The sequence below is a fragment of the Streptosporangium sp. NPDC023825 genome, from assembly GCF_040639575.1.
Lineage (GTDB): Bacteria > Actinomycetota > Actinomycetes > Streptosporangiales > Streptosporangiaceae > Streptosporangium.
Genome location: NZ_JBFAAE010000034.1, coordinates 1 through 15,994 on the forward strand (window position 1 = coordinate 1; position 15,994 = coordinate 15,994).

Here is a 15,994-nt window from a genome sequence, read left to right on the forward strand (position 1 = left end):
GATCCGGCACGCCTCCTTCGTCGACCCGTTCGCCGGGCTGCGCCGCGGCGACCTCGACGCCCTGATCTGCTGGCTGCCGGTCGAAGAACCCGACCTGACGGTGGGCCCGACCCTGTTCGCCGACCCGCGGGTGGTGGCCGTGGCCGCCGAGCACGAACTCACCCGGCGCACTTCGGTCTCGCTGGACATGGTCGCCGACTTCCAGCACACCGACGCCCCGACGAGGCCGGACTACTGGGCCGACGGCTTCATCCCGTCCCACACTCGTAAGGGCCGCCGGATCGAACGCGGTCCCTTGGTGCGTAACGCCGAAGAGATCCTCACCCTGGCCAGTACCGGAGAGACCGTCAACCTCCTGCCCGGCCACATGAGGCGCTACTGGAGCCGGCCCGACATCGCCTACCTGCCCGTCAAGGACATCGACGCCCTGCCATATGCCCTGGTCTGGCGTACCGAGACCGAGGACGACCTCATCCGGGCCTTGGTACGAGTCGCCGCCGACATCGGCACCCTTCCCGTCTGAGCCGTGCATCCCGAGCACGTCACGGTGGTCGCACATGCAGAGAAACTCCGCGTCCCCTCCGAAGTGGCGCTGATATCTGGCAGGGACTCGTGCCCATGCGAATCGATCACGTGATCCACGGGACAGGCCCTGGCGACCTGGCGGACCTCGCCGGCTCCACGCGATCCAGCCCGCGAACGGCGCCGATCTCGATCGGGCCCGCTGAAGCTCTCGATGGAACCCCGTGTCCTCCGTTCGGTGGACACGGGGTTCCATCGAACGTTGGTGCCGCGCGAAACGCCTGAACGCGACGCTTGGGACATGGACACAGCGGTGAGAGTGAGAGGCCTGACCAAGCGCTACGGCGACGTCCAGGCCGTCGGGGGAATCGATCTCGACATCCACGCGGGCGAGGTGTTCGCGATCCTGGGCCCGAACGGGGCCGGGAAGTCCACCACGGTGGAGATCATGGAGGGACACCGCACCAAGGACGCCGGGGAGGTCAGCGTCCTGGGGGTGGACCCCGGCAAACCCACCCGCGCGTGGCGTTCGCGGATCGGCATCGTGCTGCAGACGGCCGACGACGCGGCCGAGGCGACCGTACGGGAGACCGTGCGGCACTTCGCGGGCTACTACCCGGGGGGCAAGGACCCGGACGAGGTGATCGAGCAGGTCGGGCTCTCGGAGAAGGCGGACCAGCGCATCCGGAAGCTCTCGGGCGGCCAGCGGCGCCGGGTGGACGTCGCGCTGGGGGTGATCGGCGACCCGGAGCTGCTCTTCCTGGACGAGCCGACCACCGGGTTCGACCCGGAGGCCCGCAGGCGGTTCTGGGAGCTGATCGAGGGCCTGGCCCGCGACGGCACCACGATCGTGCTGACCACCCACTACCTGGACGAGGCCGAGGCGCTGGCCGACCGGGTGGCCGTGGTCGCCGGGGGGCGGATCGTGGCCGAGGGCGAGCCCGCGACCCTGGGCGGCAGGGCCACCGCCAAAGCCCTGGTGAGCTGGTCCGACGCGGGTGAGCGCCGCTTTCTGGAGACGGACACGCCGACCAGGACGGTCCTGGAGCTGACCGCCCGCTTCGACGGCGAGGTCCCCGAACTGGCCGTGGCCCGTCCCACCCTGGAGGACGTCTACCTCCGCCTGATCGAGACCCCCGCCTGATCGTCTCCCGTACGAACGTCGACCGATCTTCCGAGGTGATCAGCCAGATGAGCCAGACCCTTGCCCGGCCTTCCGCCCCGGCCGTCCAGGCCGGGCAACCCTCCGTGATGCGACTGGGGCTGTCACGGATGGTCCTCGAGAACAGGATGTTCTTCCGCGAGCGGGACGCGGTGATCTTCACCTTCGCCTTCCCGATCATCATGCTGGTGCTCTTCGGCTCGATCTTCGCCGGCGAGATGGAGGGAACCGGCCTGACCGTCTCCCAGCTCTACGTGGCAGGGCTCATCGGGACCGCCGCGATGACGGGGTTCCAGAACCTCGGCATCAACATCGCGATGGACCGCGACGACGGCACCCTCAAACGGCTGGCGGGCACCCCGCTGCCCCGTACCTCCTACTTCATCGGCAAGGCCCTCAACACCCTGTTCGTCTCCTTCCTGCAGGTCGTCATCCTGCTGGCCATCGGGGTCGCGCTGTTCGGCCTGGAACTGCCGTCGGAGGCGTCCAGGTGGGTGACCTTCACCTGGGTGTTCGTGCTCGGCGTGGTCGGCTCGTCCCTGCTCGGGGTCGCGATCAGCAGCCTGCCCAGGTCGGCCAAGAGCGCGAGCGCGGTGATCGCGATGCCGTTCGTGGTGCTGCAGTTCATCTCGGGGGTGTTCATCCCCATCGGGCAGCTGCCGTCCTGGCTGGTGAACATCGCCTCGATCTTCCCGCTCAAGTGGATGTGCCAGGGGTTCCGGTCGGTCTTCCTGGGTGAGGCCGGCGCCACGCTCGAGGTCGCGAACTCGTACGAACTCGACCGGGTCGCCCTGGTTCTGGGAGCCTGGGCGATCGGAGGACTGCTGCTGTGCCTGCTGACGTTCCGCTGGAAAAGCCGCCGAGACGGGTGACCGCCGTCTACACCGAGCCCCCCGCCCGGGGGGCCGGTGCCCACGCCTGGAAGTCCCTGAGCATCTGGGAGATGCTCCTGGTCCTCGGGCTCATCCCGCCCGTCTGGGTCGCACTCGCCGTCGACGCGCCCGTGGCCGAGAAGGTGATCGTGGCGGGCTGCCTGGCCGCGATCCTGCCGCTCTACGTCCTGCTGGGCCGCCCGGCGATCGTCGCCGGCGACCGGCTGCGGGGGGCGATCTACATCGCTCTGCTGATCGCGCTGTTCACGCCCCCGGGCCTCATCACGTCGTACACGACATTCGCCCTGTTCGGCCTGTGCCCGCAGTGCTTCATCGTCTTCCGCGTCAAGCGGGCGATAGTCGCCATGATCGCACTGAACCTCTCCCCGATGATCCGCTACCTGTTCCTGCAGGAGAATCCGGAGCCGTTCAACTTCCTGGTGGTCGTCATGACCATCGTCCTCTTCTCCTCCACGTTCGGCATCTGGATCGAGCGGATCACCACGCAGAGCGAGGAGCGGGCCGCGCTCATCGAGGAGCTGGAGAGCAGCCGGGCCGAGATCGCCAGGCTCTCGGCCGAGCGCGGGGCGCAGGCCGAGCGCGAGCGGCTCGCCGGGGAGATCCACGACACCCTGGCTCAGGGCTTCACCAGCATCATCATGCTGATCCAGGCGGCCGAGGCGCAGCCGGACCCGTCCCGTCACCTGGCGCTGGCCGTCCAGACGGCACGGGAGAACCTGACCGAGGCACGCCTGCTGGTCACCACGCTGAGCCCGGCCCCCCTGAACGACTCGACGCTGGACGAGGCCCTGCGGCGGCTGACGAACCGGCTCGGCGAGGAGACGGACCTGTCCGGTGGGTTCGAGGTGCACGGGGAGTCCCGGCCGCTGAGCGCTCCGGTCGAGGTGGTGCTCGTCCGCGCCGCCCAGGAGGGCCTGGCCAACGTGCGCAAGCACGCGGCCGCGGAGTCCGTCACGGTCTCGGTCGCCTACGGCGACGGCTCCGTGCGGCTGGAGGTACGCGACGACGGACGCGGCTTCGAGCCGTCCGGCGGCCAGGGGTACGGCCTGCGGGGCATGCGCGCCCGCGTGGAGCAGGTCGGCGGGACCCTCACGGTGACGGGACTCCCCGGCGGGGGGACGGTACTCGAAGTGACCGTCCCCACCGGCCGGCCCGCCCTCCCCGCCGAAGACCCCCCGGACCTGCCCGGCACCGCCGGCGACCGGACCGACCAGCCCGCCCGGAAGGTGTGACACATGCTTCGCGTGATGATCGTCGACGATCACCCGGTGGTCCGCGAGGGCCTTCGGGGCATGCTGGAGGCCGACCCCGGGATCACGGTGGTGGGGGAGGCGGCGTCCGGGGACGAGGCCGTCGTGCGGGCCGGGGAGCTCGCACCGGATGTGATCCTGATGGACCTGCGCATGCCGGACGGGGACGGGGTGAGCGCCACCTCGCGCATCCTCACCGGGCGGCCGGAGAGCCGGGTGGTCGTGCTGACCACCTACGAGACCGACGCCGACATCGTACGGGCGGTCGAGGCCGGGGCGGCGGGGTATCTGCTGAAGGACACCTCCAGGGCCGACCTGCTGGCCGCGATCCGCTCGGCGGCGCGCGGGGAGACCGTGCTGTCGCCGTCGGTGGCGACCAGGCTGGTCACCCGGATGCGGGCTCCGACGGCCGAGTCGCTGTCGCCACGCGAGACGGAGGTGCTCTCCCTCGTGGCCAGGGGACTGACCAACGCGGAGATCGGCAGGGCCCTCTTCATCAGCGAGACCACGGTGAAGACCCATCTGCTGCGCGTCTTCGGCAAGCTCGGCGTCTCCGACCGCACCGCCGCCGTGACCACGGCCCTGGACCGGGGCCTGCTCACCCGCTAGCGGTGACCGCACGCGTTCACCGGTCCGGCCCGGTCGGGCGCGCCGGCACGCGGTCACTCCTTGAGGTGCAGGGCGAGCTGGATCCGGTCACGGAGGCCCAGCTTGCGCAGCACGCTGGAGACGTGGTTCTTGACCGTGCCCTCGGTGATGAACAGCCGGGCCGCGATCTCCCGGTTGGCGGCCCCCTGAGCGACCAGCCTGGCCACCTCGACCTCGCGGGCGGAGAGCAGATCCTGCCCGCGGAAGCCGGTGGGGAGCAGGTCCTCCGCCCGCGATCCGCCGCCCGCCGCGGATGCGTGCCGGAGCTCGGCGACCAGCCTGGCGGCCACCGGGGCGCCGAGCACCGTCTCCCCCCGGCCGACCCGGTGGACCGCCGAGACCAGCTCCTCGGGCGAGCAGTCCTTGAGCAGGTAGCCCAGGGCGCCGCCGCGCAGCGCGCCGAAGATGTAGTCGTCCTCGTCGAAGGTGCTGAGCACGATCGCGGCCACCCTCGGGTGCTCCGCGGCGAGCCGGACGATCAGCTCCACCCCGTCCATCCCGGGCATCCGCGCGTCCACGAGCGCCACGTCCGGGCAGGTCTCCGCCACAACCAGCAGCGCCTCCCGGCCGTCGGCCGCCTCCCCCACCACCTCGATCCCGGGCTCGACCTCCAGCAGCTTGCGCAACCCCTGGCGCATCAGCACCTGGTCGTCGACCAGGATGATCCTGAGCGAGCTCATGACCGTCTCCCCACCCCGGCCGGAGCGACCGGCAGCTCGGCCCGTAACGCGAACCCGCCCTCCGGGGCGTTGCCGCCGGTCAGCGTACCTCCGAGGGCCCGGGCCCGCTCGGTCAGCGACGTCAGCCCGAAACCCCGCCGGGAGCGCTCGCCGGTCCCCCTGCCGTCGTCGGCGACCACGAGCACGGTGCGCGCCTCGCCGAAGACGAGCCTGACCCTCACGTGCAGCGCCTCGGCGTGCCTGAGCGCGTTGGTCAGCCCCTCCTGCAGCACCCGGTACAGCACCAGCTCGGCGTCGGCGTCCAGCCGGTGCTCGGTGCCCTCCACCTCGAAGGTGACCGTGATGCCCGTGCCGTCGAACGAGGCGGCCAGCCGTTCCAGCGCCGCGCTGCCCACCCGGCCGTCCAGCGCGAGCGGGCGCAGCGCGCGCACCCATCGCCGGGCGTCGGCCAGCGCCTCGACGGTCAGCTCCTTGGCCTGGCGCACCTCGTCCCAGGCGGCGTCCGGGCGGCGCTCGCGGAAACGTTCGGCGTTCTCCAGGTCCATCTTGATCACGGTCAGGTGGTGCCCGATCGAGTCGTGCATCTCCGCGGCCATCCTCGCCCGTTCCTCCGCGACCGCGAGCTCCCTGATCCGCCCCAGCAGGCGCCGCGTCTCCTCGCGGCTGCGGCGCGCCTCCAGGGTGGACGAGGCCATCCCCAGCACGAACGCGGAGAACATCGCCATCTCCCCGACCTGGAGCAGCCCGTCGAGGACGGACTTGCCGAAGAGCAGCGGGACGGCCGCGAACAGGCACACCGCCAGCGACGTCAGGATGACCGACGCGGCGCGCATGCCGTACAGGAAGGCGAGGTTGGCGACGGCGATGAGGGGGAGCAGCGTGTGGGTGCCCCTGGAACCGGTGGCCCCCAGCAGCAGGGTGGCCACCAGGAACATCGGGGCCACGAAGCGGCGGCCTCGCGACAGGTCCCATGGCAGCACCAGCCACAGGCCCGCGACCAGCGCGAGGTTCAGCCCGGTCAGCACGCGGGCGAGCGGGCCGCTGGGAGAGAGGGCGTGGACGACGGCGGTGGCGACGAGCACGCCCCAGAACAGGACGCTGAACAGGAACGGCCGGTCGGCGTCGCGCAACCAGTCCAAACGCAGCATGCCACGACCTTAGGCCGCCGGACTCCCGGGGGTGATCCCCCCACAGTCACAATGACGATGGTCATGGTCGTTTCTATCCGCCGCTCGATGTATTGCGCGGCGCCCGTTTCTAGTGTTGCCGTCCATGAGAGCCACTCGCCCCGTCTGGGCCGTACTGATAACCATGGCCGCCATGTTCGTGCAGATCCTGGTCGGAACGTTGCCCGTCGTGTTGCTGATGGACCGGGGGGATCCGCTCTACAGGCCGTTGGGCGTGCTCGGCACCACGGTCGCCTCGATCGCCCTGGTGTACGCGATCCGCCGTTACCTCGGCCGCCAGAGCTGGTCGGGGGTGCGGCTGACGTGGTCCCGGTCGGCCGCGTGGCATGTGCCGGTCGGCCTGCTCGTCGGCGCCGTGCCGGTGGTCGCCGGGAACGCGCTCTCGGTGGTCCTGGGCGTGGCCACCTGGGCCTCGTGGGAGCAGGAGGTGGCGCCCATGCTGCCCTACCTGGCGCTCGCGATCGCGATCATCGTGCTCGGCCAGGCGTTCCCCGAGGAGTTGCTCTGGCGGGGGCACCTGTTCGACACGCTCTCGGACCGCCTGTCACCGCGCATGGTCCTGTTCGTCGTGTCGGCGGGCTTCGGCGTCATGCACATCGTCTCCCAGAGCCCGGCCGACGACCTCACCGAGAAACTGCTCTACGTCGTGCTCGCGACCGCCCTGGGCTTCGCCTGCACGGCGGCGCGGGTGCGCAGCGGCGCGGTCTGGATGGCGGTCGGCGTGCACACCGGCTTCCACGTCGGCAACCTGCTGACGCCCACCAAGGATCTCCGCTACGACGTGCAACTCATCCTGCTGACCTGCGCTATCTTCCTGGCCGGGCTGGCCGTCCTGCCCCGGTCGGGCAGGAGCCCGCGCCCCGCCGACGCGGAACTCCACTCTCGCCTGTGACGACCGTCCGGCCTCTGCTCCGCCTACCGGGGACGAGCGGAGCCGACAACGAGCAGGGGCCGGTGACCGGCGGGACCGTGTTTTTCCCGCTCCGGCCGGAATGGAGCACACCTCGTTCGCGCGAACGGCAGGACCTTGACCGACCGCTCAGACTTGTCACCTTCTTGCACCAGGGATGTAAGCAATAATAAAACAACCCTTCCACAAAAAGGATCTTGCACCCATAATGGTTGATTCCGGGGGCCAGAACCATGAGGTGGAAGTGATAAAGCGAGTATCTGTCAACCTCGCGCTGACCTGCGGGAGCTTGACATGAATGGACGGTCCTACCGGGGAATGTCGGCGGAGGAGCGGCTGGCGGAACGTCGGGAGCGCCTCGTCTCCGCGGCGTACACCCTTTACGCCGATCCCGGATTCCCGGAAACGACGATCGAGAGATTGTGCGCCGCGGCACGCATCTCCAACCGCGCCTTCTACGAGTGTTTCTCGGGTCGCGACGAGCTGATGCAGACCGTGTACGACCGATGCGTGCGCGAGACGCTGGAGGAGATGTCGAAGGCCATCGACCAGGCCCCCGACACCCTGGCCTCCCGGGTCAAGACAGGGGTCACCAGTTACATCAACTTCGTCACCGGCGACAGGCGCCGCGCGCGGATCATGCATCTGGAGGTGCGCCGGGCGGGCGACTGCCTCACCACCTCCAGGCAGTCGGCCGTCGCGGCCTTCATCAAGACGATCGAGTCGAACGTCGCCGACCTGCCGGAGGCCACGAAGGCCAACCAGCGCCTCCTCGCGCTTGGCATGATCGGAGCGGTCCAGGAGCTGCTCATCGAGTGGGTCCTGGCCGACGACCCGCCTCCGGTCGGCAAGCTGATCGACACCGCCACGCACATCTTCCACAGGTCCTTCGTGACCTGACACCGGCGGGAGACTCTTGCACAGGTTCTTCGTGACCTGACACCGGCGGGAGACTCTTGCACAGGTTCTTCGTGACCTGACACCGGCGGGAGACGAGGACGGGTCCGCCGGGCCCGTCCTCCGACGTGTTCCGGCACCGCCGTCGCCCCCGAGCTCCGGCGGCCGTCCGGATCAGGCCACCGCGGCCACGGGGAGTTCCACGGTGAGGACCCGGTTGAGCCGGGTCACCGCCAGCACCCGCATGACCCTCGGTGGCACCCCCCTCAGAATGAGGCGGCGTTCCGCGACCAAGGCGCGTCGATGCGTGCCCACCAGCACCCCGAGACCGGTGGCATCGATCATTTCCAGCCTGGAAAGATCTACGATCAGGTCGCCGTGCCCGGAGTCGACCGCCTCGTGCAGCCGCGGGCGCACTCGGGCGACGGTTCCCACGTCAAGACGATTCCCGACGCCGACCACTTGTGCCCGGGAGTTACCAGGGACGCGCATACCTCCTCCTCACGCCTGGCCGCCGAGGAGCAACGGCCCGGCACAACGGCGGTGCGTCGCCATGGCCATACGGTCACGCACCGCGTTCGTAAGATGTCAATGCGTACAAGAAGGTGCGAACCTCCCTCACTCCCGGCGTCGACCTTCTGACGAACATGTGGATTCCTTGCCCGAATCAAGCGAGAAAACGCGGTTTAAAGCCAACCTTTTTGTTGAGCCGACCGGATCGCGGTGATCCGGTTGGTCGCGCCCAGTTTGGTGATGGCGCTGGACAGGTAGTTGCGCACGGTGCCCTGGGTGAGGTGGAGCGCGGCGGCGATCTCGGCGACCGAGGCCCCCTGAGCGGCCAGCTCCAGGGCGCCGCGCTCGCGTTCGGTGAGGGGGTTCTCCCCCGCCATCATCGCCGAGGCGGCCATCTCCGGGTCGAGGTAGCGTCCGCCCGCGTGGACCTTGCGGATCGCCGTCGCCAGCTCGTCGGCGGAGGCGTCCTTGGGGATGAAGCCGCGCACCCCGGCCGCGAGTGCCCGCCTCAGGTGTCCCGGCCGGCCGAAGCTGGTCAGTATCAGCACCGCGTGGCCCGGCAGCGTCTCGGCGACGCTCAGCCCGTCCATCCCCGGCATCTCGATGTCCAGCACGACCACGTCGGGCCGGTGCTCCAGCACGGCCGCCGCCACCAGGTCCCCCCTGGCCACCTCGGCCACCACCTCGACATCCGGCTCCAGGTCGAGCAGGGTGGCGATCGCCTTCCTGATCAGGTGCTCGTCGTCGGCCAGCAGTACCCGGATCACCGTGCCACCCCCACCGGATCGCTCGCCCCGGCCGGAGTGCCCGGCACCGCGGTCGTCGTCTGGACCATCATCCTCCCCCCAGCGGAACCGTCGCCCGCAGCCTGAACTCCCCGGGGCCTCCGGGGCCCGCCGTGACGGTTCCGCCGATGGCGGCGACCCGTTCCGACAGCCCGATGAGGCCGGTGCCGCCCCGGCCCTCCACCCCCTCCACCCCTTCCACCCCGTCGTTCGTCATCGTCAGCACGACGCTTCCGTCGCGGACGGTCATCACGGTGCGACACTCGGTCGCGGAGCTGTGCCGCAGCACGTTGGTGGTGCCCTCCCTGACCACCCAGGCCAGCAGGGTGGCCGCCCCCTCGGGTACCTGGTCGCGCGGCATCTGCAGCGTGCAGCGGATGCCGCCCGCCTCCAGCACCGCGGTCATCGCGCGCAGCTCTGCGGCGAGGTCGACCGTGCGGTAGCCGCGCACCGCCGTGCGGATCTCCTTGAGCGTCTGCCGCGCCAGGATCCGTACCTCGTCCATCTCCCCCGCCGCCCGCGCGGCGTCCACCCCCGACAGCTTGGCGGCCACCTCGCTCTTGACGGCGATCGCGGAGAGGCTGTGGCCGACCAGGTCGTGCAGGTCGCGGGAGAAGCGCAGCCGCTCCTCGGTGACGGCCAGCCGGGCCTGTGCCTCCTTGCCCTCCTCCGCGGCTCTCACCACCTGCCAGAACCGGAGCTGGAGCCGGTTGGCCCACGGTGCCGTCGCGGACACCCCGAGGTAGGCGCCGAGGACGGGAAGGACTCCCTCCCGGTGCGGCGACAGGAACATGTCGGTGAACCCGGGACCGGGATCGACGCCCGGAGACGTGAGAAGCAGGCTGACGGCGATCGCCGCGGCGGTGGTGGTGATCGCGGCGGACCTGCCCATCAGCAGCACGGCACCCGACGCCCAGGCCGGGCCGAGCAGCCCCCAGGACCAGGGGTGGCCGTCCTGGGTCAGCAGGAGGATCACCCCGACCACGGCCGAGGCGGCGATCTCGCCTCTCGCGCCGGTCCCGGCCACGGCCGCCTGGAGGATTCGCACGTACAGAACGCTGAAGACCAGCAGGCCCGGTACCCCGACCGCCAACAGCGAGAGCCGGGACTGCCCGTCCGGGTCCCCCAGCGTGCTGAGGGGGCCGACCCAGGCCAGAACGAGGCCCAGGGTCAGGGAGAGCACGGTCATCCGGCGGAGCCCCTGCATGGGGGACCGCCGCCTCCTCCGGGAAAGCACGGAGGGGACGAGGCGCACGAGGCGCCTCATCCCTTTTTCAGCACTGTCGACTGACATTTCGTAATGAAGGCTAACCGTGCCGGGGTTCCCAGCGGAACAGCCACCGGGCCAGCAGCCCGGCCACCGCGATCCAGACCAGCAGGATCGCGAAGGAGGGCAACGCGGCCGCCCACTGCCCGCCCATGCTCAGCGCCGCCCCGCCCCCGGAGATGTGATCCCCGCCCAGGAAGGCGGTGCGCGCGATCTCCACGACCGGAGTCGCGGGAAGCAGGGCCGAGATCTCGCTCAGCCCGCCCGGCAGCGTGTCGCTGGGGAACGCGATCGGGGCGCCGACCAGCACGAACAGGAGCACCGGAAGCACCGTGATCTGGGCGAGCTCGGCGTTGGGCGTGAGGCCGGAGAAGGCGGCGGCGAGCAGGCCGAACAGCGCGACCCCCAGGACGGCGACGGTCACGAGCATCGGCACGTTGGCCACCGCGACCCCCTCGGACCGCCACATCCAGACGGCCAGGAGCGCCACCTGGGCGAGATAGAGCGCGAGCGCCCCGAGGGCACTGCCGGCGAGAATCGCCGGGCCCGACGGCTGGCCCGCCCGCAACCGCTTGAGCACCAGTTCCTCGCGCCGGGCGGTGAAGGAGTTCACCAGGTTGACGAAGACCGCGAACACCAGCAGCAACCCCGGCAACCCGGCCAGCACGAAAAGCTTCCCGGCCACGCCGCCGACCTTCTCGGCTCCGACGGCCTGGGTGTACAGCCAGGCCATCAGGAGCGGCAGCAGGAGCACGTTGAACAGGACCGTGGTGTTCCTGCCCACCAGGGTCAGGTCGATTCTCGCGAGCCTCATCGCGTGCAGTACGTCGGTTCCCATGATCATTCGCCCCTTCTCGCAGGTCCTGCCGCCACAGCTCCGTCGCCGGTCCCCCGGATCGCTCCGGCCCCGGCCCGTTTCCCGGCCGCCCCGGCCTCGGTCCCTTCCCCGTCCGGCGTCTCCCCGGCCACGCGCATGAAGGCGTCCTCCAGGGTCCCCCGGCGGACGGCCAGCCGCTCCAGGGTCTCGCCGCGCGTGTCGGCCCAGGCCAGGAGCTGCCGCACCGCCGTGTGCGCGCGGGCCTCGGCCCGTGCTCCGGTCAGGGTGTAGGCGACCTCCGTGTCACCGCCGTAGGTCAGCACGGGGGCCACGCCGTCCAGCGCGGGAAGATCACCGAAGGCCCAGGAGATGCCGGGGAGGCGGAAGGAGATCCGGTCGCCCGACCCGGCCACCACGTCCTCGACGGTCCCCTGAAGGTGGATCCGGCCCTCGTGCATGATGGCCAGCCGGTTGGCGAGGCGCTCGGCCTCCTCCAGGTAGTGGGTGGTGAGCAACACCGTGGTGCCGCCCGCCCGCAGGTCCTCGATCACCTTCCAGGTGGCACGGCGCGCCTCGGGGTCCATGCCGGTGGTCGGCTCGTCCAGGAAGAGCACCTCCGGCCGGGAGATCACCGCCAGCGCGAGGTCGAGCCTGCGCCGCTGACCGCCGGAGAGCTGCCGCACCCTGGTCCTGGCCTTCCTGCCCAGTCCCGCCGTCTCCAGGGCGTCCGCGATCCCCGGATCCGTGCCCCTGTGCCGGCCGAAGAAGGCGGAGGACACCCCGGAGAGGCGGCCGGGGGTGTCCCCGCGGCCCGCGTCCTGACTCAGCCCCCTCCACAGGCCGACGGTCTCGGCGACCGTGAGGTCACCGAGGAAACCCCCTTCCTGCAGCATGATCCCCACTCGGGGCCGCAGCCTCCGGCGCTGCCCGACCGGGTCGAGCCCGAGCACGCGGACGCTGCCGCCGGTGGGGGCCCGGAAACCCTCCAGGACCTCCACGGTGGTGGTCTTGCCGGCACCGTTCGTGCCGAGCAGGGCGAACAGCTCGCCCCTCGGGACCGTGAAGGAGACGCCGCGCACCGCCTCGAAGTCGCCGTACGCCTGCCGGAGCCCGCCGACCTCGATCACGTTGTCGAGGCCGGCGGTCGCGGCGCCGGCCGGATCCGTCACCCGTGGTGTTCTCATGGGGACAATCGTCGTCGCCCCGCGTTTCACCAGGTAGTCGCCGATATCACCGGAAAGGCAGTGATCTTTAATGCGTTCCGGGTGACAAATGTCAACTACGGGCGGGGCGGCAGCGCGGGACGCCGGCGGGACGGCCGGGTGGCGGGGTCGGGCGGGGTCGCCGCCGGACGCTCGTCCAGCGCGGCCAGCGCGAGCCGTACCGCTTCCTCGATCTGCGGGTCCCTGTCCTCCGCCCAGTCGCCGGGGGTGATGTCGACCTCGACGTCCGGATCGACGCCGTAGTTCTCCACGCCCCAGCCCAGCTCCTCGAACCAGAAGGAGTACTTGGGCACGGTGATGCGCGTGCCGTCGACCAGGCGGTGGGCGTCCTCGATGCCGATGACGCCTCCCCAGGTCCGGGTGCCCACCACGGGCCCGAGCTTGTGGATCTTGAAGGCCGCGGTGACGATGTCGCCGTCGGATCCGGCGTTCTGGTCGGTGATCGCGACCAGCGGGCCGCGCGGCGCGTCCTCGGGGTAGGTGATCGGCGTCATGCCCCGGGGCAGGTCCCAGGCGATGACCCGGCGGATCAGCTTCTCGATGACCAGCTCGGAGGTGTGGCCGCCCCGGTTCCCCCGTACGTCCACCACGAGCCCCTCGAAGGTCATCTCCCTGCGCAGGTCGCGGTGGAACTGTGCCCAGCCCTCGGCCACCATGTCCGGGATGTGCAGGTAGCCGAGGCGCCCGCCGCCGAACTCCCTGACGCGCGCCCGGTTCCCGGCCACCCAGTGCTGGTAGCGCAGGCGCCGGTCGTCGCGGAGCGGCGTGACGACCACCCGCCGGCCACCGTCCAGGGTGAGCTCGACCGGCTTGTCGGCGGCGCCGACCAGCAACCGCGCGGGCCCCTCGGGCGGCACCGGGCGGCCGTCGACCGCGAGCAGCGCCTCTCCCGGCTGCACGCTCGCCCCCGGCCCGGCCAGCGGCGAGCGGGCGTGCACGTCGGAGGACTCGGCGGGCAGCACCCGGTCCACCCGCCAGCGGCCGTCGTCGCCCCGGGAGAGGTCGGCGCCGAGCAGCCCGATCGGCTCGGAGGCCGGGTGGCCCCAGGGAGCGGCGTCGACGTAGGCGTGCGAGCTGCCCAGTTCGCCCGCGACCTCCCAGAGCAGGTCGGCGAAGTCGTCGGCGGTGGCGACCCGGTCCACCAGCGGCCGGTACTCCTCCAGCACGGCCTCCCACTCGACGTCGGCCATGTCCTCGACCCAGAAGTCGGCGCGCATCCGGCGGCCCAGCTGGGCGTAGGCGTGCCGCCGCAGCGCCCGGGGGTCGGCGGTGATCCGGATCCTGGACAGGTCGACGGTCGTGTCGTCGCCGTTCTTGCCCCCCTGCTTGCCCCCGGCCGGGCGGACCGTGAGCGTGTTCTTGTCGCTGACGACGAGCTGCGTGCCGTCACCGCTCACTCGGTACCAGTCGAGCTTTTCGACCACTTCCTCCCACTTGCGCTTGACCAGGTCGTAGCGGTCCAGCGCCGGGCGGGGCGCCTCGCCCCCCACCTCGTCCCTGTCCTCGCCGAGCTCCCCGGCCAGCGGCTCCCGCAACCAGACGAATCCGCCCTTGACCGCCCGCAGGTCCGAGTAGCGACCCTCGGGCACCGGCACCTGCACGACCCTGGCGGCGATGCCCTCCAGGTCCACGGTGATCGAGCCGTCGCCCTTCTCGCCGTCGTCGTCGCCGGAGCCCGCGCCCGGGTCGGCGGCCCGCCCCGCGGAGCTGGGCGCGAACGGGGACGGCGTGGACGCGGACAGCGGCACCAGGTAGGGCCGGTAGCCGAAGGGGAAGGACATGTCGAAGGAGTGCGCGTCGTAGACCGGGTCGAAGCCGCGCCGCGACAGGAACGCCAGGTACTCCCCCGCGAACGCGGGTGAGACGTCCACGAACCGGCCGTCGGTGACGTCGGTCACGCTCCGGTCCGCCACCCTGGCCAGCCTGACCCTGCGCAGCTGCGGGCCGTCCGGGTGCGACCAGGCCAGCCAGGCCGAGTCGGACGACCAGGTGAGGCCGTTGATCTCCCCGTCGGCCCTGGACAGCTCCACGGCCTCGCCCGAGGCCACGTCGACCAGGAGCAGCCGCCCGTTCCTGCTGGTCACCGCGATCGTGTTCCCGTCGGGCGCGACGGCGAGGTCCCCGACCTCGCCCAGCGCGCCCACGGCGATCCTGCGGCTCTCCCCGCCCCCCGCCGGGGCGATCTCCAGTCCCTGCGTCTCGCCGTCGTCGAAGACCCACACCACGCGGTCGTCACCGAGGACGCGGGGCCGCCCCGCCGACAGGCCGTCGCTGAGCTGCCGCGCCGGGCCGTCCCGGTGGGTCACCCAGTGCACCGATCCCTGGACCTCCACCACGCTGGCCCGCCCGGTCGCGTCCACGGCCAGATCGTGCAGTCGCCTGCCGGCGTTGACCTGGTACGGCTGCCGCCCGCGCAGCGGCGAGCCCAGGGTGACGTCGAGTTTGCGGGCCTCGGCGTCGAGATCGTCCAGGAGATAGAGGTCTCCGGCGTTCTGGTAGACGATCCGGGTCCCGTCGGTGGTGGCGTGCCGGGCGTAGAAGACATCGTGGTCGGTGTGGCGGCGCAGGCCGCCACCGTCCGGCTCGCAGGAGTAGAGGTTGCCGACGCCCTCGTGGTCGGAGACGAAGACGAGCCGCCCCCCGACGAGCATCGGGTTGGCGAGATGGCCGTTGAGGTCGGCCAGGATCCGGGTGAAGTCACCGTCACCGCGCCGCACCCACAGCCGGCCCGCCGTGCCGCCCCGGTAGCGCTTCCAGGTCGCCGGGTCGCGGGGAAGCCCCCCGGTGAGCAGCGCCACCGTGTCTTCCGGGTCCCCCGTGACCGACAGGTCGTTGACCGGACCGTACGGCAACCGCTCGACGCGCCCCTCCCCGAGCACGTAGGCCCAGGTCTGCGAGACGAACGGCCGCCCGGTCGCGCTGATCGCGAGGATCTCGCCGTCCGGCGTCCAGCCGCGGGTACGGGTCCGCGCGTCTCCCCAGTAGGTCAGCCGCTCCGCCGAACCGGATTCCAGATCCGCCAGGTGGACCTCGGGAGCGCCGTCGCGGACGCTGGTCCAGGCGACCTTGGTGCCGTCGGGTGAGAGGCGGGGATGACCCGCGGGGGCCCGGTCCGAGGAGAGGCGCCACGCCCGGCCGCCGTCCGCCGGGGCCGTCCAGACGTCGTCGTCGGCGACGAAGGTCAGCGTCTCGTGGGAGATGTGGGGGAATCGCAGGTAGAAACCAGAAACCATCGACAAA

General features: G+C 71.2%; 15 protein-coding genes. 7 read left to right on the top strand and 8 right to left on the bottom strand.

Features of this window, described 5'->3' with window-relative positions; genetic code table 11:
• The 5 genes from AB0G15_RS26290 to AB0G15_RS26310 form a co-directional block, all read left to right on the top strand.
• Nucleotides 1–523: LysR substrate-binding domain-containing protein (locus AB0G15_RS26290; RefSeq protein ID WP_362844703.1), on the top strand; the 523-nt coding region annotated here is incomplete at its 5' end.
• 300 nt (nucleotides 524–823) lie between these two features.
• Nucleotides 824–1,666, top strand: coding sequence for an ABC transporter ATP-binding protein (locus AB0G15_RS26295; RefSeq protein WP_362844706.1), 843 nt, complete (start codon nucleotides 824–826; stop codon nucleotides 1,664–1,666).
• A gap of 47 nt (nucleotides 1,667–1,713) precedes the next feature.
• A complete protein-coding gene (locus AB0G15_RS26300; protein ID WP_362844709.1) occupies nucleotides 1,714–2,556 on the top strand; it encodes an ABC transporter permease in 843 nt (280 codons plus the stop codon).
• Nucleotides 2,514–3,809, top strand: a complete 1,296-nt coding sequence (locus AB0G15_RS26305; RefSeq protein WP_362844712.1) for a sensor histidine kinase — start codon at nucleotides 2,514–2,516, stop codon at nucleotides 3,807–3,809. Before AB0G15_RS26300 ends, AB0G15_RS26305 begins: the two co-directional genes overlap by 43 nt.
• A gap of 3 nt (nucleotides 3,810–3,812) precedes the next feature.
• Complete coding sequence (locus AB0G15_RS26310; RefSeq protein ID WP_362679958.1) at nucleotides 3,813–4,436, top strand: response regulator transcription factor; 624 nt, start codon at nucleotides 3,813–3,815, stop codon at nucleotides 4,434–4,436.
• Nucleotides 4,437–4,489: 53 nt separating this feature from the next.
• On the opposite strand, the gene AB0G15_RS26315 is transcribed toward AB0G15_RS26310, so the two are convergent.
• Both AB0G15_RS26315 and AB0G15_RS26320 read right to left on the bottom strand, forming a co-directional pair.
• Complete coding sequence (locus AB0G15_RS26315; RefSeq protein ID WP_362844716.1) at nucleotides 4,490–5,155, bottom strand: response regulator transcription factor; 666 nt, start codon at nucleotides 5,153–5,155, stop codon at nucleotides 4,490–4,492.
• Entirely contained in the window at nucleotides 5,152–6,303 is a 1,152-nt protein-coding gene (locus tag AB0G15_RS26320; protein WP_362844718.1) for a sensor histidine kinase, read from the bottom strand. The genes AB0G15_RS26315 and AB0G15_RS26320 overlap by 4 nt, the downstream gene beginning before the upstream one ends.
• A gap of 124 nt (nucleotides 6,304–6,427) precedes the next feature.
• Here AB0G15_RS26320 and AB0G15_RS26325 point away from each other — a divergent pair, with 124 nt between their 5' ends.
• Nucleotides 6,428–7,234 (top strand): type II CAAX endopeptidase family protein, encoded by an 807-nt coding sequence (locus AB0G15_RS26325; RefSeq protein ID WP_362844721.1) that lies wholly within the window; start codon nucleotides 6,428–6,430, stop codon nucleotides 7,232–7,234.
• 312 nt (nucleotides 7,235–7,546) lie between these two features.
• Nucleotides 7,547–8,152, top strand: coding sequence for a TetR/AcrR family transcriptional regulator (locus AB0G15_RS26330; RefSeq protein ID WP_362679946.1), 606 nt, complete (start codon nucleotides 7,547–7,549; stop codon nucleotides 8,150–8,152).
• A 171-nt stretch (nucleotides 8,153–8,323) separates the two neighbouring features.
• On the opposite strand, the gene AB0G15_RS26335 is transcribed toward AB0G15_RS26330, so the two are convergent.
• The 6 genes from AB0G15_RS26335 to AB0G15_RS26360 form a co-directional block, all read right to left on the bottom strand.
• Nucleotides 8,324–8,641 carry an STAS domain-containing protein gene (locus AB0G15_RS26335; protein WP_362844724.1) on the bottom strand — a complete coding sequence of 106 codons (318 nt, stop codon included), beginning with the start codon at nucleotides 8,639–8,641 and terminating at the stop codon, nucleotides 8,324–8,326.
• 194 nt (nucleotides 8,642–8,835) lie between these two features.
• Nucleotides 8,836–9,429, bottom strand: a complete 594-nt coding sequence (locus AB0G15_RS26340; protein WP_362844727.1) for a response regulator transcription factor — start codon at nucleotides 9,427–9,429, stop codon at nucleotides 8,836–8,838.
• Between the two features lie 67 nt (nucleotides 9,430–9,496).
• The gene (locus AB0G15_RS26345) at nucleotides 9,497–10,654 is read right to left on the bottom strand and encodes a histidine kinase (RefSeq protein WP_362844730.1); all 1,158 of its coding nucleotides are present in this window, start codon (nucleotides 10,652–10,654) and stop codon (nucleotides 9,497–9,499) included.
• A gap of 100 nt (nucleotides 10,655–10,754) precedes the next feature.
• Nucleotides 10,755–11,552 carry an ABC transporter permease gene (locus AB0G15_RS26350; RefSeq protein WP_362844732.1) on the bottom strand — a complete coding sequence of 266 codons (798 nt, stop codon included), beginning with the start codon at nucleotides 11,550–11,552 and terminating at the stop codon, nucleotides 10,755–10,757.
• A gap of 2 nt (nucleotides 11,553–11,554) precedes the next feature.
• Entirely contained in the window at nucleotides 11,555–12,715 is a 1,161-nt protein-coding gene (locus AB0G15_RS26355; protein ID WP_362844735.1) for an ABC transporter ATP-binding protein, read from the bottom strand.
• Nucleotides 12,716–12,810: 95 nt separating this feature from the next.
• Nucleotides 12,811–15,987, bottom strand: a complete 3,177-nt coding sequence (locus AB0G15_RS26360; protein WP_362844738.1) for a S41 family peptidase — start codon at nucleotides 15,985–15,987, stop codon at nucleotides 12,811–12,813.
• Between the last annotated feature and the right edge of the window lie 7 nt (nucleotides 15,988–15,994).